General features: G+C 73.0%; 21 protein-coding genes. 18 read left to right on the plus strand and 3 right to left on the minus strand.

What is annotated here, in order from left to right; all coding sequences use genetic code 11:
• The first annotated feature begins 34 nt into the window (after positions 1 to 34).
• From C229_RS31845 to C229_RS0125355, 5 genes are all read left to right on the plus strand, one after another.
• Positions 35 to 2,311, plus strand: a complete 2,277-nt coding sequence (locus tag C229_RS31845; protein ID WP_018657921.1) for an FdhF/YdeP family oxidoreductase — start codon at positions 35 to 37, stop codon at positions 2,309 to 2,311.
• 320 nt (positions 2,312 to 2,631) lie between these two features.
• Positions 2,632 to 2,874: a hypothetical protein gene (locus tag C229_RS0125340; RefSeq protein WP_018657922.1), complete on the plus strand. Its 243-nt coding sequence runs from the start codon at positions 2,632 to 2,634 to the stop codon at positions 2,872 to 2,874.
• A gap of 78 nt (positions 2,875 to 2,952) precedes the next feature.
• Entirely contained in the window at positions 2,953 to 3,651 is a 699-nt protein-coding gene (locus C229_RS0125345; protein ID WP_033424770.1) for a GOLPH3/VPS74 family protein, read from the plus strand.
• An 88-nt stretch (positions 3,652 to 3,739) separates the two neighbouring features.
• Positions 3,740 to 6,016: an ATP-binding protein gene (locus C229_RS0125350; RefSeq protein WP_018657924.1), complete on the plus strand. Its 2,277-nt coding sequence runs from the start codon at positions 3,740 to 3,742 to the stop codon at positions 6,014 to 6,016.
• Positions 6,017 to 6,026: 10 nt separating this feature from the next.
• On the plus strand, positions 6,027 to 6,650 hold the full coding sequence (locus C229_RS0125355) for a DUF1707 SHOCT-like domain-containing protein (protein WP_026314157.1): 624 nt from the start codon (positions 6,027 to 6,029) through the stop codon (positions 6,648 to 6,650).
• Positions 6,651 to 6,675: 25 nt separating this feature from the next.
• On the opposite strand, the gene C229_RS0125360 is transcribed toward C229_RS0125355, so the two are convergent.
• A complete protein-coding gene (locus tag C229_RS0125360) occupies positions 6,676 to 8,061 on the minus strand; it encodes an amidase (RefSeq protein WP_018657926.1) in 1,386 nt (461 codons plus the stop codon).
• On the minus strand, positions 8,058 to 9,029 hold the full coding sequence (locus tag C229_RS0125365; protein WP_155885039.1) for a D-2-hydroxyacid dehydrogenase: 972 nt from the start codon (positions 9,027 to 9,029) through the stop codon (positions 8,058 to 8,060). Before C229_RS0125365 ends, C229_RS0125360 begins: the two co-directional genes overlap by 4 nt.
• 248 nt (positions 9,030 to 9,277) lie before the next feature.
• On the opposite strand from C229_RS0125365, the gene C229_RS0125370 reads away from it, so the two are divergent.
• From C229_RS0125370 to C229_RS0125410, 9 genes are all read left to right on the plus strand, one after another.
• The gene (locus C229_RS0125370; protein WP_018657928.1) at positions 9,278 to 9,772 is read left to right on the plus strand and encodes a DUF3830 family protein; all 495 of its coding nucleotides are present in this window, start codon (positions 9,278 to 9,280) and stop codon (positions 9,770 to 9,772) included.
• 14 nt (positions 9,773 to 9,786) lie between these two features.
• Complete coding sequence (locus tag C229_RS0125375) at positions 9,787 to 10,548, plus strand: maleate cis-trans isomerase family protein (RefSeq protein ID WP_051109125.1); 762 nt, start codon at positions 9,787 to 9,789, stop codon at positions 10,546 to 10,548.
• A gap of 17 nt (positions 10,549 to 10,565) precedes the next feature.
• Positions 10,566 to 11,318 (plus strand): maleate cis-trans isomerase family protein, encoded by a 753-nt coding sequence (locus C229_RS0125380; protein ID WP_051109115.1) that lies wholly within the window; start codon positions 10,566 to 10,568, stop codon positions 11,316 to 11,318.
• 46 nt (positions 11,319 to 11,364) lie between these two features.
• Positions 11,365 to 12,021: a GntR family transcriptional regulator gene (locus C229_RS0125385; protein ID WP_026314158.1), complete on the plus strand. Its 657-nt coding sequence runs from the start codon at positions 11,365 to 11,367 to the stop codon at positions 12,019 to 12,021.
• 73 nt (positions 12,022 to 12,094) lie between these two features.
• A complete protein-coding gene (locus tag C229_RS0125390; protein WP_018657932.1) occupies positions 12,095 to 13,345 on the plus strand; it encodes an aspartate aminotransferase family protein in 1,251 nt (416 codons plus the stop codon).
• A 92-nt stretch (positions 13,346 to 13,437) separates the two neighbouring features.
• Complete coding sequence (locus C229_RS0125395) at positions 13,438 to 14,577, plus strand: acyl-CoA dehydrogenase family protein (RefSeq protein ID WP_018657933.1); 1,140 nt, start codon at positions 13,438 to 13,440, stop codon at positions 14,575 to 14,577.
• Between the two features lie 192 nt (positions 14,578 to 14,769).
• A complete protein-coding gene (locus tag C229_RS0125400) occupies positions 14,770 to 16,350 on the plus strand; it encodes a bifunctional 3-(3-hydroxy-phenyl)propionate/3-hydroxycinnamic acid hydroxylase (protein ID WP_018657934.1) in 1,581 nt (526 codons plus the stop codon).
• Positions 16,351 to 16,361: 11 nt separating this feature from the next.
• Complete coding sequence (locus tag C229_RS0125405; RefSeq protein ID WP_018657935.1) at positions 16,362 to 17,231, plus strand: alpha/beta fold hydrolase; 870 nt, start codon at positions 16,362 to 16,364, stop codon at positions 17,229 to 17,231.
• On the plus strand, positions 17,228 to 18,247 hold the full coding sequence (locus C229_RS0125410) for a VOC family protein (RefSeq protein WP_018657936.1): 1,020 nt from the start codon (positions 17,228 to 17,230) through the stop codon (positions 18,245 to 18,247). The genes C229_RS0125405 and C229_RS0125410 overlap by 4 nt, the downstream gene beginning before the upstream one ends.
• On the opposite strand, the gene C229_RS31850 is transcribed toward C229_RS0125410, so the two are convergent.
• Positions 18,244 to 18,894, minus strand: coding sequence for a TetR/AcrR family transcriptional regulator (locus C229_RS31850; protein ID WP_051109118.1), 651 nt, complete (start codon positions 18,892 to 18,894; stop codon positions 18,244 to 18,246). The genes C229_RS0125410 and C229_RS31850 overlap by 4 nt on opposite strands.
• 199 nt (positions 18,895 to 19,093) lie before the next feature.
• Between C229_RS31850 and C229_RS0125420 the strand changes: the two genes are divergently transcribed.
• Genes C229_RS0125420 through C229_RS0125435 form a run of 4 tightly spaced genes read left to right on the plus strand, consistent with a single transcriptional unit; the run spans position 19,094 to position 22,750 of the window.
• The gene (locus C229_RS0125420) at positions 19,094 to 19,891 is read left to right on the plus strand and encodes a 2-keto-4-pentenoate hydratase (protein ID WP_018657938.1); all 798 of its coding nucleotides are present in this window, start codon (positions 19,094 to 19,096) and stop codon (positions 19,889 to 19,891) included.
• Positions 19,888 to 20,784: an acetaldehyde dehydrogenase (acetylating) gene (locus C229_RS0125425; RefSeq protein ID WP_018657939.1), complete on the plus strand. Its 897-nt coding sequence runs from the start codon at positions 19,888 to 19,890 to the stop codon at positions 20,782 to 20,784. Before C229_RS0125420 ends, C229_RS0125425 begins: the two co-directional genes overlap by 4 nt.
• A complete protein-coding gene (gene dmpG, locus C229_RS0125430; RefSeq protein WP_018657940.1) occupies positions 20,781 to 21,842 on the plus strand; it encodes a 4-hydroxy-2-oxovalerate aldolase in 1,062 nt (353 codons plus the stop codon). The genes C229_RS0125425 and dmpG overlap by 4 nt, the downstream gene beginning before the upstream one ends.
• The gene (locus tag C229_RS0125435; RefSeq protein WP_018657941.1) at positions 21,839 to 22,750 is read left to right on the plus strand and encodes an amidohydrolase family protein; all 912 of its coding nucleotides are present in this window, start codon (positions 21,839 to 21,841) and stop codon (positions 22,748 to 22,750) included. The genes dmpG and C229_RS0125435 overlap by 4 nt, the downstream gene beginning before the upstream one ends.
• Positions 22,751 to 22,772 lie beyond the last annotated feature (22 nt).

A 22,772-nucleotide genomic window follows, 5' to 3' on the forward strand; every position in this document is an offset into this window, starting at 1 on the left:
TGGCGGGGCAGCCCCTTGCAGTGAGGAACCGCCGATGTCGCACGACGAGGACGCCCGCCTGAACGTCACCGAGCCCAAGCGGTGGGCCGCCGGGATGCCCGGCGTGACGGCCGCGCTCCGCGAGGCCACCGGCCAGATGGGGGTGCGGCGGACGGCGCTGACGCTGGCGCGCGTCAACCAGAAGGACGGGTTCGACTGCCCCGGATGCGCGTGGCCGGAAGGGACCGACCGGCACCGGGCCGAGTTCTGCGAGAACGGCGCCAAGGCCGTCGCGGAGGAGGCGACGACGCGGCGGATCACGCGGGAGTTCTTCGCGTCCCACGCGCTGGACGAACTGGCGGTGCGGTCCGACCACTGGCTCGGCCGCCAGGGGCGGCTCACCGAGCCGATGGTGCGGCGGCCCGGCGCGTCGCATTACACGCCGATCTCCTGGGAGGACGCGTTCGCGCTCGTCGGCGCGGAACTCAACGCGCTCTCCTCGCCGGACGAGGCCGTCTTCTACACCTCGGGCCGGACGAGCAATGAGGCGGCGTTCGCCTACCAGTTGTTCGCGCGGGCGTTCGGGACGAACAACCTGCCGGACTGCTCGAACATGTGCCACGAGTCGTCCGGGTCGGCGCTCACCGAGACGCTCGGCGTCGGAAAGGGCTCGGTGACGCTGGAGGATCTGCACCGGGCCGATCTCGTCTTCGTCGTCGGGCAGAATCCCGGGACCAATCATCCCCGGATGCTCTCGGCGCTGGAGAAGGCGAAGAAGGCCGGAGCGCGGATCGTCGCGGTGAATCCGCTGCCCGAAGCCGGACTGCTGCGCTTCAAGAACCCCCAGCGGCCGTCCGGGCTCGTCGGCCGCGGCACCGAACTCGCCGACCGTTTCCTGCAAATCCGGCTCAACGGCGACCTGGCGCTCTTCCAAGCCCTCAACCGGCTGCTCCTCGAAAGTGACGCGCTCGATCATTCCTTCCTCGAAACGCACACGCACGGCTTCGAGGGGTTCGCCGCGCACGCGCGCACGGTGCCCTGGGACGACGTGCTGGAGGCGACGGGCCTCACCCGCGCCGAGATCGAGGCGACGCACCGGGACGTCGTCGCGTCCGAGCGGATCGTCGTCTGCTGGGCCATGGGCCTGACGCAGCACCGCAACTCCGTCGCGACGATCCGCGAGGTCGTGAACTTCCTGCTGCTGCGCGGCAACGTGGGGCGCCCGGGGGCGGGCGTCTGCCCGGTGCGCGGGCACTCCAACGTCCAGGGCGACCGCACCATGGGCATCAACGAGAAGCCCCCGGCGGCGTTCCTCGACGCGCTCGGCGCCGAGTTCGGCTTCGACCCGCCCCGCGCGCACGGCCTGGACACCGTCGAGGCGATCCGCGCGATGCGCGACGGCCGCGCCTCGGTGTTCGTCGCGATGGGCGGCAACTTCGTCCGCGCCACCCCCGACTCGGCGGTGACCGAGGCCGCGCTGCGCTCGTGCCGGCTGACCGTCCAGATCTCCACCAAGCTGAACCGCTCGCACGCGGTCGCCGGGGAGACGGCGCTGATCCTGCCGACGCTCGGACGCACGGAACGCGACGTCCAGGCGTCCGGGCCGCAGTTCGTGTCCGTCGAGGACTCGATGAGCCTCGTGCACGCCTCCCGGGGGCGGCTGGAGCCCGCGTCCCCGGCGCTGCGCTCGGAGGTCGCGATCGTCTGCGACCTGGCCGGGGCGACGCTTCCGCCGACGATCCCGTGGCCGTCGATGCGCGCCGACTACGACGTCGTCCGCGACCACATCTCCCGCGTGGTCCCCGGCTTCACCGATTACAACGCCCGCATTCGCGCCGAAGACGGATTCGCCCTCCCGCACGCACCCCGCGACGAACGCCGTTTCCCCACCGCGACGGGCAAGGCGAACCTGACGGTGAATCCCCTGGAGATCCTGCGCGTGCCCCCCGGCCGCCTTCTGCTCCAGACGATCCGCAGCCACGACCAGTACAACACCACCGTCTACGGCCTGGACGACCGCTACCGAGGCGTCAAGGCGGGCCGCCGCGTCCTCTTCGTGAACCCCGCCGACCTGAAGAACCTGAACATCGACGACGGCACCACGGTCGACATCGTCTCCGAATGGACCGACGGCACCGAACGCCGCGCCGAAGCCTTCCGCGTCATCGCCTACCCCACGGCCCCCGGCTGCACCGCCGCCTACTTCCCGGAAACCAACGTCCTGGTCCCCCTGGACAGCACCGCCGAAACCAGCAACACCCCAACCTCAAAGTCCCTGACCATTCACCTCGAACCCCATCACCCGCCTCGAATTCCCCCTGTTAAAAGATAGCCCGACAATTCTCCGAACACCTCTTCACCACGGCACGAGTTCCCTAATGTCGCTCCCATGCCAACGCAACAGCACGACGCTCTGGCGGACGTCTTCCGCCATTCCCCGGAGATCACCGTCCCGATCATCAGGCGGCTGGGCCTCCCCTTCGGCGACCTGAAACGCGCGAGGGACGTCTCCGAGTCCGCCTCCGACCTCAAAACGTCCGAATTCACCTCGGACGCCGCCGTCCTCCTACACCAGGGCGACGACACGGAGGAATCCCGCCTGGGCGTGATCGTCGAGATCCAGCGCACCCAAATCGCCGCTTGGAGAAGCTCATGCAGACCGAATCGTCCAACTTCATGGACCTCTTCATCGACACCAGGGCCGCGGGCAAGGCGGAGGGCAGAGCCGAGGGCAAGGCCGAAGCCGTGCTGGCGTTCCTCAACGCGCGGAACATCGAGGTGCCCGAGCGGGTGCGTCAGGAGGTGCTCGCCGCCACAGATCCGGAGCTTCTCGACACGTGGGTGAAGCGTGCCGCGACGGCCGCTACCGCCGACGAGGTGATCGCGGAGCGCTGAGCCGGGGCCGGGGCCGGGCGGTGGTGAGATCACCGCCCGGCTTTGGCTTGAACAGTGTCAGGTGGGTAGTTCGGCGGGATGACGACGTTGACGTTGGCGGAAGAGTTCTTGCTTCTGGTGCTCAAGGACGAGACCGGGAAGCCGATGGTGGACGGGCAGAAGACGGCGGCGGGGCTGGCCGGGGCGGCCGTCGTCGAGCTGACGATGGACGGCGCGCTGCGGCTGAGCGGCGAGGGTGAGCCCGGGGTCAAGAAGGGGCGGCTGATCGTCACCGGCGGGACGCCGCGCGACCGGCGCCTCGCCTCGCTGCTGGAGGTCGTGGACGGCCGGAAGCCCAAGGACGCCGTGTCCAAGGTGTCCGGCGTCAGCGCGTGGCGGAACCGGTCCAAGGACCTCAAGGAGGCGCTGCTCCAGGACCTCGCCGAGCAGGGGCTGCTCGTGGAGGAGAAGGGCAAGGCGCTCGGCCTCTTCCCCACGACCGCGTGGAAGCAGGGCGACCCGGGCGTCGAGCAGGAGATCGTGCAGCGCGTGCGGGCCGCCGTCGTCGACGGCGCGGAGCCCGACCCCCGGACGGCGGCGCTGATCGCGCTGCTGTTCGCGGTCGACGTGCTCAAGAAGCTCTACCCCGACGCCGACCGCAAGGCGCTCAAGCGGCGCGCCAAGGAGATCAGCGAGGCCGAGTGGGGCGGGGAGGCCGTGCGCAAGGCCGTCCAGGAGGTGCAGGCGGCGACGATGACCGCCGTCGTCGCCGTCACCACCACCACGTCGTCGAGCTGACCCGCGCAACCTCCGGACGGCGCCCGGGCGGCGTGGGTACGATGCCGGTGGCCTCGTCGTCGGTGGTGTGCGGAGGCGGGTTGTCGTGATGGTCGGATCGTCGGAGACGCAGGGCAACCTGCCCGCGTCGGTCACGCGGTTCGTCGGCCGGCGGCGGGAGATCGCCGCCGCCCGGCAGGCGTTCGCGCAGGCGCGGCTGGTCACGCTGACGGGGGTAGGCGGGGTCGGCAAGTCCCGGCTGGCGGTGCAGGTCGCCGCCGACCTGCGCGGCTCGTTCCCCGACGGCACCTGGCTGGTCGAGCTGTCGTCGCTGCGCGACCCGGGCCTGCTCGCCCGCACCGTCGCGGACGTGCTGCGGCTGCCGGGCCAGGCCGCGGGCGACCAGACCGACCGGCTCTGCGACCACCTGTCCGACCAGCAGCTCCTGCTCGTCCTGGACACCTGCGAGCACCTGGTCGGCGGCTGCGCCGACCTCACCGAGACGCTGCTGCGCGCCGCGCCGAAGCTCAAGATCCTCGCCACGAGCCGCGAGCCGCTGGACGTGATGGGCGAGCACACGTTCGTCATCCCGCCGCTGCCCGTCACCGACGAGGACGTCGGCACCTCCGACGACGCCGTCGCGCTGTTCGCCGACCGCGCCGAGGCGATGGTCCCCGGCTTCACGCTGACCCCGGCGAACCGGGACGTCATCACGCGGCTGTGCCGCCAGCTCGACGGCATCCCGCTCGCGGTGGAGCTGGCGGCGGTCCGGCTGCGCGGCATGTCGGTGGAGCAGCTCGTCGACCGGCTCGACGACCGGTTCCGCGTCCTCGGCACCACCCGCGCCGCCGACGGACGCCATCAGACGCTCCGCGCCGCGATCGAGTGGAGCCACGAGCTGTGCAACGAGCAGGAACGGCTGCTGTGGTCGCGGCTGTCGGTGTTCCCGGGCGACTTCGACCTGGCGGCGGCCGAGAGCGTCGCGACGGGCGGGCCGCTGAGCGCCGCCGACGTCCTCGACGTGCTGACCCGCCTGGTCGAGAAGTCGATCGTGCTGTGCGAGCGGGACGGCCGCCGCTACCGGATGCTCGACACGCTGCGCGAATACGGCGCCGAGCGGCTCACCGAGGGCGGGGAGCGCGCGGCGGTGATGCTGCGGCACCGCGACCACTATCTGCGCCTCGCCGAGGAGGCCCGCCGCGAGGAACTGGGCGCCCGGCAACTGGAGTGGCTGGCCCGGCTGCGCGACGAGAACGCGCATCTGCGCGTCGCGCTGGAGTTCTCGCTGACGACGCCGGGCGAGGAGGAGACGGGCCTGCACCTGACGGACGTCCTGCGCAACTACTGGATGTGCCTGGGCAAGTTCGAGGACGCGCGCCGCTGGCAGGACCGGGCGCTCAAGGCCACCGACGGGCTCCCGCAGGCGCACCGCCAGCGGGCTTGGGTCGCCTACGCGCGCGGGATGATCGAGGTGCAGTGCGGCGCGGCCGACGCGGCCCGGCGCTGCTTCGAGGCGGCCGACGCCGCCGACGACCCGGCGCTCGGCGCGCACCTGCTGCACGGCCGCGGCCTCATCGCGTTGTTCGAGGCCCGGCTGGAGGACGCCCGCGCCCGCATCGAGGAGGCTCGGGCGGAGTTCGACCGGCTCGGGCACCGCGACCCGATGGCGCTGCTCAGCGGCCCGCACCTGTCGTCGGTGCTGGCGCTGCTCAGCCAGTGGCCCGAGGCGCTGGCGGTCGCGGAGCAGGCGGTCGCGCGGGACGGCGACGGCGGCGAGAAGTGGCACCACTCGTTCGCGTTGTACGCGCGGGGCGCGGCGCTGTGGTGGCTCGATCGCCGGGACGAGGCCGTCACCGACCTGCTGGAGTGCCTGCGGGTCAAGGAGGAGCTGGGCGACCAGCTCGGCATCACGCTCGCCCTGGACCTGCTCACCCCGGCGCCGGTGGTGCGCGGTCGCTACGAGGAGGCGGCGATGCTGCTGGGGGCGACGGAGCGGATGTGGAAGCAGCTCGGCGCGCAGCTCCAGTACGGCCCGCACTACATGGAGCGGCGCTCGATGTCGGAGCACGCGCTGCGACGGCGGCTGCCCCCGGACCGGTTCGAGGCGGCCAAGCGGCGCGGCCGGGAGCTGACGCTGGACGAGGCGCTGGCGCTGGCGCGCGGCGAGCCGGTGGCGGCGCCCGGCCCGGCTCCGGCGCCGGAGACGCTGACGGCGCGGGAGCGGGAGGTCGCGGCGCTGGTGGCGGAGGGCCTGACGAACCGGGAGATCGCGGACCGGCTAGTGCTGGGCAAGCGGACGGTCGACTCCCACATCGAGCGCATCCTCGGCAAACTCAACTTCACGGCGCGGACGGAGATCAAAGCGTGGGCGCCGCCGCCGGGTTAGGCTCGGTTTCATGAGCAATCTCCCGGAACGTCAGCCCGCGCCGCACGAAATGCGGGCGTCCGACGCCGATCGCGACCGGGTCGCGCGCGTCCTGCGCGAGGCCGCGGGCGACGGCCGGCTGGGCATGGACGAGCTGGAGGGCCGCTTGGAGGCCGTGTACGCGGCCAAGACGTACGGCGAGCTGGCCCCGATCACCCGCGACCTGCCCGTCACCGACGACCTGGGCCGCGACCTCGGCTACCAGGGTCCGCGCGGCGTCGACGCGCCCACCTGGAAGTCCGGCGTCGCGGTGATGAGCGAGTTCCGCCGCGAGGGCGTCTGGGCGGTCCCGGAGACGTTCACCGCGTTCGCGTTCTGGGGCGGCGGCAAGATCGACCTGCGTGACGCGGTGCTGCCGCCGGGCGAGGTCCGCATCCGCGCCTGGGCGATCATGGGCGGGATCGACATCATCGTCCCGGACGACATGACGGTCCACGTCCGGGGCGTCGGCTTCATGGGCGGGTTCGACGGCCGGGCCAGCGGCGCGGGCGCGGCGGGCTCGCCGCGCGTGGTGATCAGCGGCCTGGCGTTCTGGGGCGGCGTCAACACCCGCCGCAAGGCCCGCAAACAGCGCAAGAAGCTCGGCGGCGCCTGAGCCGCGGAGGCGCCCGGTCGTGGGACTACGCGGCCGGGGCGGGCGCCGTCCAGGGCCGGGCGGCCTCGAAGGCGCGCGCCGCCGCGAGCACGCGGGCGTCCGCGTGGCGCGGGCCGACGATCTGCAACCCAGCGGGCAGGCCCGCCGCCGTCAGTCCGCACGGCACGCTCGCGGCGGGCTGCTGGGTCATGTTGAACGGGTAGGTGAACGGCGTCCACGACGTCCAGCGGCGGCCGTCCGGGCTCTCCCGGCCCGCCTCGAACGCGGCGATCGGCAGCGCCGGGGTGAGCAGCAGGTCGTACGTCTCGTGGAAGAGGCCCATGCGGCGGCCGAGGTCCATGCGGGTGGCGGTGGCGGCCAGGTACTCCGACGCCGAGTACCGCGCGCCCTGCTCGCAGATCTCGCGCAGGCCCGGGTCGAGCGCGGCGCGCTGCGGCCCGGTGAGGTGCTCGGTGACCTTGGCGGCGCCCGCGAACCACAGCACCTCGAAGTCGGTGACGGGGTCGGTGAACCCGGGGTCGGCCTCCTCCACCACGGCGCCCAGTTCCTCGAACGCCTTGGCGGCGGCGGCCACCAGCGCCGCGATCTCCGGATCGACGGCGGCGAAGCCCAGCGCGGGACTGTAGGCGACGCGCAATCCGGACAGATCGGGCTCGGACCCCGCGAACGGGACGGCGGGCGGCGCGAGCGCCGACCAGTCCCGCGCGTCCGCGTCGCTGACGACGTCCAGCAGCAGCGCCGCGTCCGCGACGGTGCGGGTCATCGGCCCGACGTGCGCGAGCGTTCCGAACGGGCTGGCCGGATAGTGCGGGATGCGGCCGTAGGTCGGCTTGAGGGCGAACGTTCCGGTGAAGGCGGCGGGGATGCGGACCGAACCGCCGCCGTCGGTGCCGAGCGCGAGCGGCGCCATGCCCGCCGCGACGGCCGCCGCCGCTCCCCCGCTGGACCCGCCGGGCGTCAGCGCCGGGTTCCACGGGTTGCGGGTGACGCCGGTGAGCGGGTTGTCGGTGACGCCCTTCCAGGCGAACTCGGGCGTGGTCGTCTTCCCGACCGCGACGGCGTGGTGCTCGCGCAGCCGCGCCACCGCCGGGGCGTCCTCGTCCCACGCCTGCTCCGGGCCGATCGAGCGGGAGCCGCGCAGCGTGGGCCATCCGCGCGTGAGCAGCACGTCCTTGATGGACACCGGGACGCCGTCCAGCAGGCCCTCCGGCGCGCCGCGCGCCCAGCGCTCCGCCGACGCGCGCGCGGCGGCCAGCGCCCCGTCCGGATCGACCAGGCAGAACGCGTTGAGCGCCGGGTCGGCGCGCTCGATCCGGGCCAGCACGGCCTGGGTGGCCTCGACCGGCGACAGCGTCCCGGCGCGGTAGGCGGCGAGCAGGTCGGTGGCGGCCAGGTCGGCGGGGTCGGTCATGACGGGTCCTCCCGGACGTAGCCGAGCCGTTTGTCGACGACGTTGCGCAGCGGGCGGCCCGCGACGCGCCGTTCCAGGTTGGCGGCGAACAGCGCGGTCAGCTCCTCGCGCCAGCCGCGCGCGTCGCCGGACATGTGCGGGGAGACGAGCACGTTCGGCAGTTCCCAGAGCGGGTCGTCCTTGGGCAGCGGTTCGACGGCGAAGACGTCGAGCGCGGCGCCCGCGATCGTCCCGGCGCGCAGCGCGGCGGCCAGGTCGTCCTGGACGACCAGTCCCCCGCGTCCCACGTTGATCAGCCGCGCGCCCGGCCGCATCGCCGCGAGCGCCGCGGCGTCGATCATGCCGCGCGTGGCGTCGGTGAGCGGCGCGGCGAGCACGACGTAGTCGGCCTGGGCGAGTTCGGCGTGCAGCGCGGGCGACGGCAGCACCTCGCCGAAGTCGGGATCGCCGGGCCGGGCGGTGCGGCCGAGCCCGCGCACCCGCATCCCGGCGGCGCGCAGCAGCCGCGCGGTGGCGCGGCCGATCGGCCCGGTGCCGACGACGAGCACGGACCTGCCGCCGATCCGCTCGGTCTCGCGGTGGCGCCAGTCGCGGCCGTCCTGGTGCCGGACGGTGGCGGGCAGGTCCTTGGCGAAGGCGAGCACGAGCCCGAGCACGTATTCGGCGATCGGCGCGTCGAAGACGCCGCGCGAGTTGGTGACGATGGCGTCGCCGTCGACCAGCGCCGGGAAGAGCAGCCGGTCGACGCCCGCGCTCGCGATGTGCACCCAGGACGGGCCGCCCTCGGCGGGCCAGGCGGCGGCGAGGGCCGTGGACCAGAAGTCCCAGAGGAAGAGGGCGTCCGCGCCGGGCAGCGCCGCGGCCAGCTCGTCCGCCCGGACGTACCGGACGTCGGCCAGCCGCTCGTACGCCTCCCGGCCGGGCGGCAGGTCTCCGTCGTGCAGGACGACCACCGTGGGCTGCTGCAAGCCGTGCCTCACTTCCTGCGTCGCCCGAGTTTACGGCGATGCAACTTGGGGGGCATTGACACGCTAGGAAGCGCTCGTAGGATTGTCAACAATCAACGGGATCAGTGGACACTGGTCCTCCGGCGATCACGTGCTGCAAGACCGTCGCAACCGAAGCCAAGGCCAGGGCGGGTCCCAAGGCGCTCTAACACCAGAGTCCCTTCCGGGTGCGCGACGCGTCGCCCACCCCTGTTCGCGGGAGATCCGGCATGTCGAGGTTCATCTCCATCTCGCTCGAACGCAGAGGCGTGTCCTGCGTGGCCGAGCTGCTCGACAAGGACGCGCCGCGCACCTGCGCGGCCGTCTGGGACGCACTGCCCCAGGGCGGCGACATCTACCACGCCAAGTACGCGCGCAACGAGGTCTACACGATGGTGGAACGCTTCGCCGCCGAGGAGGTCGGCCAGGAGAACCCCACCGTCACCCCGATCCCCGGCGACGTCGTGTACTTCTCCTTCCCCGGCGGCATGCTCGACCGCCGCTTCAAGGAGGAGAAGGGCATCGACCACCTGCCCGGCGTGGTCGACCTCGCGCTCTTCTACGGCCGCAACAACCTGCTGCTCAACGGCGACGTCGGCTGGGTGCCCGGCAACGTCTACGCGACCGTCGTGGAGGGCCTGGCGCCGATGGCCGAGGCGTGCAACGACGTGTGGCGCTCGGGCGCGGTCGGCGAGCGGCTCGTGTACCGCCGGTACGAGCCGTGATCGGCGGCCTCGCGATGACCTTCGACCCGGCCGCGGTCGCCCGTCCCGCGCTGCTCACGCAGCACGGCGTCGGCGTCGTCGCGCCGTTCGACTTCGCGCTCGACCGCGAGCTGTGGCGGTGGACGCCCGACGACGTCTCGCTGTTCATGACCCGCCTGCCGTACGTGCCGGTACCGGTCACCGTCGAGATGGCCACGGCCCTGTCGGACGAGTCGATCGTCCGGCAGGCCACCCGCGACGTGCTCGCGCCCGAACCGCTCGGCGTCGTGTACGCGTGCGCGTCCGGCAGCTTCATCGGGGGCGCGGCGGGCGAGCGGACGCTGACGGCGGCGATGACGGACGCGGGCGCGCCCGCCGCCACCACGACGTCCGGCGCGCTCATCGCGTCGCTGGCGCTGCTCGGCGTCCGGCGCGTCGCGGTCGTCACGCCCTACATCGACGCCGTCACCGACCGGCTCGTCTCGTTCCTCGGCGAGCACGGCGTGGGCGTGGTCTCGAAGGTCGGGCTGGGCCTGCTCAGCCACATCTGGAAGGTCGGCTACGAGGAGATCGTGCAGGCGGTCAGCGCGGTGGACCGGCCGGACGCCGAGGCCGTGTTCATCTCCTGCACGAACGTGCCGACGTACGACATCATCGCGCCGCTGGAGCGGATGCTCGGCAAGCCCGTGCTCACCGCCAACCAGGTCACGATGTGCACGGCGCTGCGGCGGATGGGGTGGCGCGCGGCCGGCGCCGACCAGTGCCTGGTGCGGCAGCCGGGGGTGACGGCGGCCTGAGGCGCCGGGCCTCCTTGATGGTAAGATTGTCGACAATCTACCTCTGGGGAGGTCCGGTGGGACGCAGCGTCGGCTTTCTCTATCCCGGCTACAGCGCCGAAGACGACTATCCCGTCATCGAGGCCGCCCTCGGCGACGTCGCCCTCCCGGTCGTCCACACGCTGATGCGCGAGGACGCCCACCGGGTCGACGCGCTGCTGGACATCGGCGGCGCCGACGTCCTCGCGGAGGGCGCCGCCGCCCTGCGCGGGCTCGGCGTCGACGCGGCCGTCTGGGCGTGCACCAGCGGGAGCTTCGTCTTCGGCTGGGAGGGCGCCGAGGCGCAGGTCGCCGGGGTCACGGTGGAGGCGGGCGTGCCCGCGTCCAGCACGTCGTTCGCGTTCGTCCACGCCGCCCGGCACCTCGGGCTGGCGCGCGTCGCCGTCGCCGCGACCTATCCCGCCGACGTCGCCGAGCGGTTCGCCGCCTTCCTCGGGCACGCCGGAATCGAGGTCGTCGCATTGAGCAGCCGGGGCATCGTCACCGCCGCCGAGGTCGGCACGCTCGGCCGCGACGCCGTGCTGGAGTTCGTCACCGCGAACGACCACCCGGACGCCGACGCGATCCTCGTCCCCGACACCGCGCTGCACACGGTGGCGTGGCTGGACGAACTGGACGCCGCCGCCGGCAAGCCCGTCCTCACCGCGAACCAGGTCAGCGTCTGGGAGGGCCTGCGGCTGGCGGGCGAGACCCGCCCCCGCTCCGGCCTCGGCCGCCTGTTCGCGGCATGATCCCCGTGGGCACCCCCGTCGATCCCCTACCGAAAGGGGCCCTGTCATGGGCCGATTGGGCGAACTGGAACCGGTTCCCCGCAAGTCCACGGTCGAGATCGTCTCGGCCGAGCTGCGCTCCGCGATCATGTACGGGTCGCTGGCGCCGGGCGCGCAGCTCGGTGAGGCCGACCTGGCGGCCCGGCTCGGCATCAGCCGGGGTCCGCTGCGCGAGGCGATGCAGCGGCTCGTCCAGGAGGGCCTGCTGCACAGCGAGCCCCACCGGGGCCTGTTCGTGATCACGCTGGACGAGGGCGACGTCGAGGACGTCTACCTGTCCCGGCTGGCGATCGAGCGGGCGGCGTGCACGCTCGTCATGGCCCGCAACCGGGGCGAGGCGCTGGCCCGGCTGACGACCGCGCTGGACGCGCTCGTCGAGGCGGCGCGGCAGCGCGATCGCGTCGCGATGAGCGACGCCGACCAGGCGTTCCACGAGGTGCTGGTCAGCGCGGCGGGCAGCCCGCGCCTGGAGCGGATGGCCCGCACCCTGCTGGTCGAGACCCGCATGTGCCTCAACGCCCTCCAGGAGACCTACCCCGAGCCGGAGGAACTGGTGGACGAGCACCGCCGCCTCGTCGACGCCATCGGCGACGGCGAGGAGGAACGCCTTCTCCGGCTCATCGAGGAGCACATGACCGACTCGATCGAGCGCCTGCGCGTCTGACGGGCCTGGACAGGGCGGCCGTCGCATGGTGCCATGGGCGGTAGATTGTCGACAATCGACCCCGGGAGGGGCCATGGCGAAGCTGTCACCGGTGCTCAAGCAGGCCACGCCCGTGCTGGCCGCGCGGGGCGAAGGGGTGTACCTGTACGACGCCGAGGGGCGGCGGCACCTGGACTTCACCGCCGGCATCGGCGTCACGAGCACGGGCCACTGCCACCCGCGCGTCGTCCGGGCCGCCCAGGCCCAGGTCGGGACGCTCATCCACGGGCAGTACACGACCGTCCTGCACGAACCGCTGCTGCGGCTCACCGAACGTCTCGGCGAGGTGCTGCCCGCCGGGCTCGACTCGGTGTTCTACCTCAACAGCGGCAGCGAGGCCGTCGAGGCGTCGGTGCGGCTGGCCCGGCACACGACCGGGCGGCAGGGCGTCGTCGTGTTCGCCGGGTCGTTCCACGGCCGGACGATGGGCGCCGCCGCCCTGACCACGGCCGGGCCGAAGTTCCGCGCCGGGATCGGGCCGGTCATGCCCGGCGTCGCCGTCGCGCCGTTCCCGCAGGCGTACCGGCACGGCTGGACCGAGGACGAGGCCACCGCGCACGCGCTGCGCGAGCTGGACTACCTGCTCGCCACGTCCAGCCCGCCGTCCGACACCGCCGCGCTGCTGGTCGAACCGGTGCTCGGCGAGGGCGGCTACATCCCGGCGCCGCCCGCCTTCCTCCAGGGGCTGCGCGAGCGCGCCGACCGGCACGGCCTGCTGCTCATCGTGGACGAGGTGCAGACCGGCGTCGGCCGCACCGGGCGGTTCTGGGGGCACGAGCACGGCGCGATCACGCCGGACGTCCTCATCACGGCGAAGGGCCTGGCCAGCGGGTTCCCGCTGTCGGCGATCGCCGCGCCCGAGGCGCTGATGGCCAAGGCGTGGCCGGGGTCGCAGGGCGGCACGTACGGCGGCAACGCGGTCGCGTGCGCCGCCGCGCTCGCCACCCTGGACGTCGTCCGCGACGAGGACCTGGTCGGCAACGCCGCCGCGACGGGCCTGCGGCTGCACGAGGGGCTGCGCAAGGTCGCCGCCGACCACCCCGTCATCGGCGACGTGCGCGGCCTCGGCCTCATGCAGGCGGGCGAGTTCACCACGCCGGACGGCGCGCCCGACCCGGCGACGGCGCAGCGCGCGCACGCGGCGGCCGTCGAGCGCGGGCTGCTGCTGCTGACGTGCGGCGCGTACGGCAACGTCGTGCGGATGATCCCGCCCCTCGTCGTGACCGCCGCCCAGGTGGACGAGGCACTGACGATCTGGGCGGAGGCCGTCGCCGCGAGCGTGTGAGACGGGACGCAGGGGGTGGCCACCGGGTGACCCGGTGGCCACTTACCTGTTAGATTCCGAATCTCGTTCTGTTTTGCGTTGGAGGCCGTCCGTTGAATCCCTGGAACACGCCCGAGCGCACCGCGCTGCGCGCCCTGGTCCGCGAGTTCACCGCCCGGGAGATCGCCCCGCACCTGGACGGCTGGGAGCGGGACGGCGCGCTCCCCCGCGAGCTGCACCGCAAGGCCGCCGAGACCGGGCTGCTCGGCGCGGGGTTCCCCGAGGAGGGCGGCGGCTCGGGCGGCGACCCGATCGACGCGCTCATCGTCGCCGAGGAGATCATCCAGGCGGGCGGCTCGGGCGGCGTCGTCGCGTCGCTGTTCACGCACGGCATCGCGATCCCGCACATTCTTATGTCCGGCGACAAGAACCTCATCGACCGGTTCGCCCGGCCCGTCCTGGCCGGGGAGAAGATCGGCGCGCTCGGCATCACCGAGCCCGACACCGGCTCCGACGTGGCGGGCATCCGCACCACCGCCGTCCGCGACGGCGACTCCTACGTCGTCAACGGCGCCAAGATGTTCATCACCTCCGGCGTCCGCGCCGACTTCGTGACGGTCGCCGTCCGCACCGGCGAGCCCGGCTTCGGCGGCATCTCGCTGCTCGTCGTGGAGAAGGGCACGCCCGGGTTCACGGTGTCGCGGGCGCTGGACAAGATGGGCTGGCTCTGCTCGGACACCGCCGAGCTGTCGTTCAGCGACGTCCGCGTGCCCGCCGCCAACCTCGTCGGCGCCGAGAACAGCGGGTTCCTCCAGATCGTGCAGAACTTCGTCACCGAGCGGCTGTCGCTGGCCGTCCAGGCGTACGCGACCGCGCAGCGCTGCCTGGACCTCACGCTCGACCACGTCCGCACCCGCGAGACGTTCGGCCGGGCGCTGTGGTCGCGGCAGGTCGTCCGGCACAAGATCGCCGAGATGGCGCGCCAGGTGGACGTCGCCCGCGCCTACACCCAGTCGGTGGCGAACCGGTACATCGCCGGGGAGGACGTCCTCACCGAAACCGCCTACGCCAAGAACACCGCCGTGTACGCCGTCGAGCACGTCGTCCACGAAGCCGTCCAGCTCCACGGCGGCATGGGCTACATGCGCGAGTCCGAGGTGGAACGCCACTACCGCGACGCCCGCATCCTCGGCATCGGCGGCGGCACCAACGAGATCATGAACGAGATCATCGCGAAGCGCCTCGAAATGTAGCCCGACCTGCTTCACCGCCGACCCGGTTCGACGGCCGGACGCTCCGCACCGCACCGCTCGCTTGTGCTCTGCGGAGCGTTTGCCGCATACTTCCCCGTAACGATCGGTCCACTGTAGACCGATGAGTCCATCCCTGTGCCGACGGTTCGCCGCCGGAGCAGGGCGACCGGCTCGCTGGGAGGGGAGGACCCGATGTCGAACGCGGCCGATGCCTACGACGTCGCGGTGATCGGATACGGGCCCACGGGCGTCACCGCCGCGAATCTGCTGGGCGCGATGGGCCTGCGGGTGGCGGTGGTGGAGCGCGACGCGGGGATCTTCTCCCGGGCCCGGGCCATCTCCACCGACGAGGAGGTGCTCCGGATCTGGCAGCGGATCGGCCTGGCCGACCGGCTCAAGCGGGACATGCTCGGCGATCTGCCGCTGGAGTTCGTCGACGACCGCGGCCGCCCGTTCGTGTCGGCCCGTCCGGTCTCGCGCGGCCACGGGCACCCGCCGCAGATGTTCCTCTACCAGCCGGCGCTGGAGGAGGTCCTGCGCGCGGGCGCCGGCCGCTACCCCGGCGTCGACCTGCTGCTGGAGCAGGAGTGCCTTCAGGTGCGGCAGGACGGCGCCGGAGTCGACCTGCGCCTTCTCGGTGTGCGCGACGACACCGTCCGCCGGATCAGGGCGTCGTACGTCATCGCCGCGGACGGCGGGTCGAGCCTGACCCGGGCGCAGCTCAACGTCGGCTACGAAGGCCGCACGTTCGAGGACCGCTGGGTCGTCATCGACACCGAGATGATCGAACCGTGGCCGGGCCACGACCGGCTGCGCTTCCACTGCGATCCCGCCCGCCCGGCCGTGGACTGCCCCACCCCGCTGGGCCACCACCGCTGGGAGTTCCCGATCCTGCCCGGCGAGGACGCGGCCGAACTGGTGACCGACGACGCCGTCTGGAGGCTCCTGGCGCGGTACGGGATCGGCCCCGACCAGGTGCGAATCCTCCGGGCGACCGTCTACAGCCACCATGTGCGGTTCGCCGCCCGCTGGCGGGTCGGCCGCGTCTTCCTGGCCGGTGACGCCGCCCACGCGATGCCGCCGTGGATCGGGCAGGGCATGGCGGCCGGGGTCCGGGACGCGGCGAACCTGTGCTGGAAGCTCGCGGCGGTCGTGCGCGGAGAACTCGGCGACGCGGTCCTGGACTCCTACGAGGCCGAGCGCAAGCCGCACGTGCGGGGCATCACGCGGCGGGCGGTGCTGGTCGGGAAGATCATCACCGAGCGACGCAAGGTCGTCACCCTGCTGCGGAATCCGGTGGGCCGCCTGCTCATGCGGACCCGGCCCCTCGCGCGGCGGTTGCAGAACGCCGCCTGGATTCCCGAGGCCCGCTATGGGGCGGGGTTCCTGTCCGCCAACCGCGCGAGCGCGTCCGGGAGGCTCGTCCCGCAGCCGCTCGTCACCGTCGCGGCCGGTGCGCGCGTCCCGCTCGACGACGCGCTCGGGGGCGGATGGCTCCTCCTGCACGCCGGTGCCGCCCGTCCGCAGCCCGGCTGGGACGGCCTGGGCGTCCCGTCGATCACCGTGGCGCGCGCCGGTACCGATCCCGGACCGCACACGATCGTCGACGACGACGGCGTCCTGCTCGCCTGGATGGCGCTGCACCGGGCGAGCGTGCTCGCCCTGCGGCCGGACGGCTACGTCTACGCCGCCGCCGCTCCCGGCGGCCCGCTGCCCGCACCGCCGGACGACCTCGCCGTCCGGCCGCCCCAGTCCCAGCCCACCAGCTCCTGAAGGACGCCACCATGACCACGCCAGCTCCGTCCGGCCTGCGCGAGTCCCTGATCGACGTCGCCGGAAAGAAGATCTTCGTCGCCGAGACCGGCGACGGGCCCCCGCTGCTGCTCCTGCACGGCGGCGGGCCCGGCGCGTCCGGCGTCTCCAACTACGGCCGCAACATCACCGCTCTCGCCCGGCGCTTCCGGGTGATCGTCCCCGATCTTCCCGGCTACGGGCAGAGCAGCAAGGGCGTCGACGGCGACGATCCGTTCGGCTACCTCGCCGACCACATGCGCGGCCTGCTCGACCGGCTCGGCATCGACCGGGCCCACCTGGTCGGCAACTCCTACGGCGGCGCCTGCGCGCTGCGCCTCGCCCTGGACACCCCCGGCCGCGTCCACCGGATGGTCCTGATGGGGCCCGGCGGCGTCGGCACCACCCGCACGCTGCCGACCCCGGGCCTGTCCAAGCTGCTGGGCTACTACGGCGGCAGCGGACCGTCCCGCGCCAAGCTGGAGGAGTTCATCCGCGACTACCTCGTCTTCAACGCCGCGCAGATCCCCGCCGAGCTCATCGACGAGCGCTACCGGGCCAGCATCGACCCCGAGGTCGTCGCCTCGCCGCCGCTGCGCCGCCCGTCCGGGCCGAACGCCCCCCGCACCCTGTGGCGCATGGACGTCACCCGCGACCGGCGGCTGGCCCGCCTCGGCGTCCCGACCCTGGTCCTGTGGGGCGCCGACGACAAGGTCAACCGGCCCTCCGGCGGGAGGATGCTCGCCGACCGCATGCCCGACTGCGACCTGTACACGGTCGCCAACACCGGCCACTGGGTCCAGTTCGAGCGCGCCGCCCTGTTCAACCGGCTGTGCGCCGCCTTCCTGGAGGAAGGCCGATGACCCTCCCCGATCCCGCCCGTGCGCGCTCGGTCTTCGGCGCCGTCCACCTCGGCTACGTCGTCATCGAGACCGAACGGTTCACCGACTGGCGCCGGTTCGGCGCCGACGCCATCGGCATGCACCACGACGCCCTCGGCTCCGACCGGATGCGGTTCCGCCTCGACGACCAGGAGTGCCGCTTCCTGCTCCGGCGCGGACCGGCCGAGGACGTCGTCGCGCTCGGCTGGCACGTCGACGACCACGCCGACTTCGAGGAGATCGAGGCGCGCGTCCGCGCCGGCGGCCTGCGCGCCGTCCCCGGCACCGAACAGCAGGCCGCCGCGCGCGGCGTGGAGCGCCTGCTGCGCTTCCCCGGCCCCAAGGGCATCACCCAGGAGATCTACACCACCCCGAAGACGGCCGACGAGCCGTTGCGGATGGTCGCCCGCGGCTTCGTCACCGGGGCGTCCGGCATGGGACACGTCGCCCTCACCAGCACCAGGCCCACTCAGATCCGCGGCTACTTCTCCACCGTCTTCGACGCCCGCCTCACCGACTTCATCGACGAGACCATCAGCGGCGCCAAGCTCAAGATCCGGTTCCTGCGGGTCAACGAACGCCACCACTCCGTCGCCGTCGCCGCCGTCCGGGGGCTGCCCGCCGACCCGATCCGCACCCGCGTCCAGCACCTCAACATCCAGGCCGCCCATCTCGACGACGTCGCACAGAGCTACCAGCGCGTCCACGAACTCGGCTTCGGCATGGCGCTGACCATCGGCCAGCACACCAACGACAGGGAGCTGTCCTACTACGCCCGCACCCCCTCGGGCTTCGAATGGGAGGTCGGCTGGAACCCCATCGTCATCGACGAAGCCACCTGGGAGCCCTCGACCCACCAGGGCATCAGCGTCTGGGGCCACAGACCCCACGGCCAGACCATCATCGGCAAACTCGCCCAGTTCCGCGCGGCCGCCGCCTCCCTGGCCCGCCGCGAACGGACCGTGCCGCAGCTCAGCGGCCCCGGCATCCCCGACTAGGCGCGTGTGCGGGCGATCCACCGGTCGATCGACGACTCCAGGGTGTCGCCCAGCTCGGCGAACCCGGCCGCCAGGTCGAAGGTGCCCGGGGCCAGGTGGTAGGCGACGAACAGGCCGTCGGAGGCGGCCAGGGTCAGGGTCGCCAGCCGGTCGGCGACCTCCTCGCGGCGGTCTTCGGGGATCTCGTCCAGGACGGTCCGGAACTCGGTGCGGGCGAAGTCCAGGACCTCGGCGCGGATCGCGACGAACCGCTCCCGGGCCTTGGTCTCCACCGGCCGGTTCTCCAGGGTGAGCATCAGGCCCAGGCGCAGGAACTCCGGCCGGTCCTGGAGGCTCGCGGTCATCGCCCGCGCCATCGCGCGGGCCTTGGCCCGTCGGTCGGCGTCGGCGGGCCACTGGTTCCACACCGCCATGAGCCGTTCGCGCCAGAGCTGGTAGCTGCGCTCGATCACGGCGGCGAACAGGTCGTCCTTGTCCTTGAAGTGCCAGTAGATCGAGCTGTTGGGCAGGCCGGAGCGCTGCCGCACCAGCGACATGCTCGTGCCCTCGTACCCCCGCTCGGCGGCGATCTCCACCGCGGCGTCCAGGATGCGCTTGCGCGACACCTCGCCGTGCTGCTGCCGCCGGTCGGTCTTCGGTCCCGCCATCGTGTCCGCCTCCCGCACCGATTATCGCAGCTCCGCCGAGCCGTCTGGACCGCTCGTTCCAGGGAAGTCTTGTCCTCCGCGCTCGCCATCCTCCATACTTTCTGTATTGATCGGTCCGTAGTGTATTGATCGGTCCAGTATCGCTGGGCCGCTGATCCCCTCCTCCGGCCGGTGCACCCGGCCTCTTAGGACTTCGCTGATGACCATGGACACACACCAGGCGGCCGACCTGCTGCTGGGCGCCTACGCCACCGGCGTGCCGGTCGACCCCTTCCAGGACCTGACGCTGGAGCAGGCGTACGCCGTCCAGCTCGCCCAGGTGGAGCGGTGGCAGCGGGACGGCCGCACCGTCAAAGGCCACAAGGTCGGGCTCACCTCCGCGGCGATGCGCCGCCAGCTCGGCGTCGACCGGCCCGACTACGGCCACCTGCTCGACACGATGTTCCACCTGGACGCCGCCCCCATCGACGCCGGAGCGTTCCTCCAGCCCCGGATCGAACCGGAGATCGCGTTCGTCCTGCGCCGGGACCTGGCCGGGCCCGGCGTGACCGCCGCCGCCGCGGCCGCCGCCGTCGACTTCGTCCTCCCGGCCCTGGAGATCATCGACTCCCGCATCCGGGACTGGAAGATCACCCTCACCGACACCGTCGCCGACAACGCCTCCTGCGGCGGTGTCGTCCTCGGCTCCACCCCCACGCCACCGCACGGCCTGGATCTGGCGCTCACCGGCTGCCTGCTGTCGGTGGACGGCCGGATCACCGACACCGGCGCGGGCGGCGCGGTCCTCGGGCATCCGCTCAACGCCCTGGTCTGGCTCGCCAACACCCTCGGCGAACGCGGCGTCGTCCTGCGCGCCGGGGACGTGGTGCTGCCCGGCTCGGTCACCGCGGCGATCCCCGTCGCCCCGGGACAGGCCGTCACCGCCGCGTTCGCCGGGCTCGGGTCGGTCACCGCCGACTTCTCCGGCGGCACCGCGTCGCGGGGAGGCACTGCGTGACGCTCACCGCCGCGATCGTCGGTCCCGGCAACATCGGCACCGACCTGCTCGTCAAGCTCCGCCGCGACGGCGCCGTGGACGTCACGTCCATGGTCGGCGTCGACCCCGCCTCCGCCGGCCTGGCCCGCGCCGCCGAACTCGGCGTCACCGCCTCCGCAGGCGGCGTCGACTGGCTGCTCGCCCAGGACGACCTGCCCGACCTCGTCTTCGAGGCGACGTCCGCGAAAGCCCACCTGGCCAACGCGCCCCGCTACCGCGAGGCCGGTGTCAAGGCCGTCGACCTGACCCCGGCGGCGATCGGCCCGTTCGTGTGCCCGCCGGTCAACCTGGACGCCACCGCCGGGCTTCCCAATCTCAACATGATCACCTGCGGGGGGCAGGCGACCATCCCGATCGTCCACGCCGTCTCCCGGATCGTCGACGTCGCCTACGCCGAGATCGTCGCCTCCATCGCCTCCCGGTCGGCGGGGCCGGGCACCCGCGCCAACATCGACGAGTTCACCGAGACCACCGCGCGCGCGATCGAAGAGGTCGGCGGCGCGGCCCGGGGCAAGGCCATCATCGTCCTCAACCCCGTCGAACCGCCGATGATCATGCGGGACACGGTGTTCTGCGCGATCCCGCCCGGCGCCGACACCGACGCCGTCGGCGCGTCCATCGTGGCGATGGTCGACCAGATCAGGACCTACGTGCCCGGCTACGCGCTGCGCGCCGACCCCCAGTTCGACGAGCCGCGCGACGACTGGGACGGCGACGGCCGCGTCGGCGTCTTCCTGGAGGTTCGCGGGAACGGCGACCACCTGCCCGAATGGGCCGGGAACCTCGACATCATGACCGCGGCCGCCGCCCGGGTCGGCGCGCTGCTGTCCGAACGCCGGGCGGTGACCGCATGACCGGCCCCACGCCGACCGCGAAGCCGGTGCGGCTGACCGACTCCACCCTGCGCGACGGCAGCCACGCCATGGCGCACCGCTTCACCGAGGAGCAGGTCCGGCACGTCGTCCACGCCCTGGACGGCGCCGGAGTGCAGGTCATCGAGGTCGCGCACGGCGACGGGCTGGGCGGCTCGTCCTTCACCTACGGGTTCTCGCTCGTGGACGAGCTGAAGCTGATCGCCGCCGCCGTCGACGAGGCCACGCGGGCGAAGATCGCCGTGCTGTGCCTGCCCGGCGTCGGCACCGTCGAGGATCTCAGGAACGCCCACGGCGCCGGTGCCTCGGTCGCCCGGATCGCCACGCACTGCACCGAGGCCGACATCTCCGCCGGTCACTTCGCCGCCGCCCGCGCCCTCGGCATGGAGACCGTCGGATTCCTGATGCTCTCCCACCGCGCCGACCCGGCCGGGCTCGCCGCCCAGGCCCGGATCATGGTCGACGCCGGAGCCCAGTGCGTCTACGTTGTCGACTCCGCCGGGGCGATGGTCCTGGGCGACGCCCAGGAACGGGTCGGCGCGGTCGCCGCCGAGATCGGGCACGAGGCCGAGATCGGTTTCCACGGCCACCAGAACCTCTCCCTCGGCGTCGCGAACTCCGTGCTGGCCTACCGGAACGGCGCCACCCAGATCGACGGGGCGCTGTGCGCGCTCGGCGCCGGGGCGGGCAACGCCCCCACCGAGATCCTCAACGCCACCTTCGACAGGCTCGGCGTCCCGACCGGCGTCGACGTCGCCGCCGCCCTGGCCGCGGCCGAGGAGGTCGTCCGGCCGTTCGTCCCGCGGCTGCCGTGGCCCGACCGGTCCTCCATCGTCCAGGGACACGCCGGGGTGTACTCCAGCTTCCTGCTGCACGCCGAGCGCGCCGCCGTCCGGTACGGGGTGCCCGCCCACGCCATCCTCCAGAAGGTCGGCGAGGCCGGGTACGTGGGCGGCCAGGAAGACATGATCATCGACATCGCGCTCGATCTCGCCCGCGCCGACGACGGCCCGCGGATCGCCGCCGAGGAGGCCCCGTGACCGGCAGGATCGACGTCCACCAGCACATGATCCCCGGCTTCTACGCCGCCTGGCTGCGCGAACGCGGCGTCGACGCCCCCGGTGGCCGCGACCTGCCGTCCTGGAGCCCGTCCGAGGCCGCCGACCTGATGGACCGCCGGGGCATCGCGACCGGAATCCTGTCGCTCACCACCCCCGGCGTCCACCTCGGTGACCCCGCCGAAGCCCGCGCCATGGCGCGCGAGATCAACCGGTTCGGCGCCGCCCTGGCCGGCGAGGAGGGGAGCCGGTTCGGGGTGTTCGCCTCCCTGCCGCTGCCCGACGTGGACGCCGCGGCGGCCGAGGCCGTCCACGCCCTGGACGAGCTGCACGCCGACGGCGTGGTGATCCTCGCCAACAGCCGCGGCCTCTACCTGGGCGACCCGGCGCTGGAACCGCTCATGCGGGTGCTGGACGAGCGGAACGCCGTGGTGTTCGTGCATCCCGCCGAACTTCCCGGCGTCCCCGGTGTTCCCGGCATCCCGCCGTTCGCCGCCGACTTCCTGCTCGACACCACCCGGGCGGCGTTCAACCTCGTCCGCAACGACGTGCCGCGCCGCCACCCCGGCATCCGGTTCGTCCTGTCGCACGCGGGCGGCTTCGTGCCCTACGCCTCCCACCGCCTGGCCGCAGCGGCGTTCGCCGAGACGGGCCGCGACCCCGGCGAGATCCTCCACGACCTCGCCTCCTTCTACTTCGACACCGCCCTGTCCTCCAGCCCCGCCGCGCTCCCCACCCTGCGCGCCTTCGCCGCACCCGGCCACATCCTGTACGGCAGCGACTGGCCCTTCGCGCCCGAACCCGCCGTCGCCCACTTCGACGACGCCATCGCCGGTGACGAGGAGATCGGCTCCGGCAACGCCCGCACGCTGTTCCCCCGCTTCTCCTGACCCCCGCCCCCTGTCCCGGGCA

The organism is Actinomadura flavalba DSM 45200, assembly GCF_000374305.1.
Lineage (GTDB): Bacteria > Actinomycetota > Actinomycetes > Streptosporangiales > Streptosporangiaceae > Spirillospora > Spirillospora flavalba.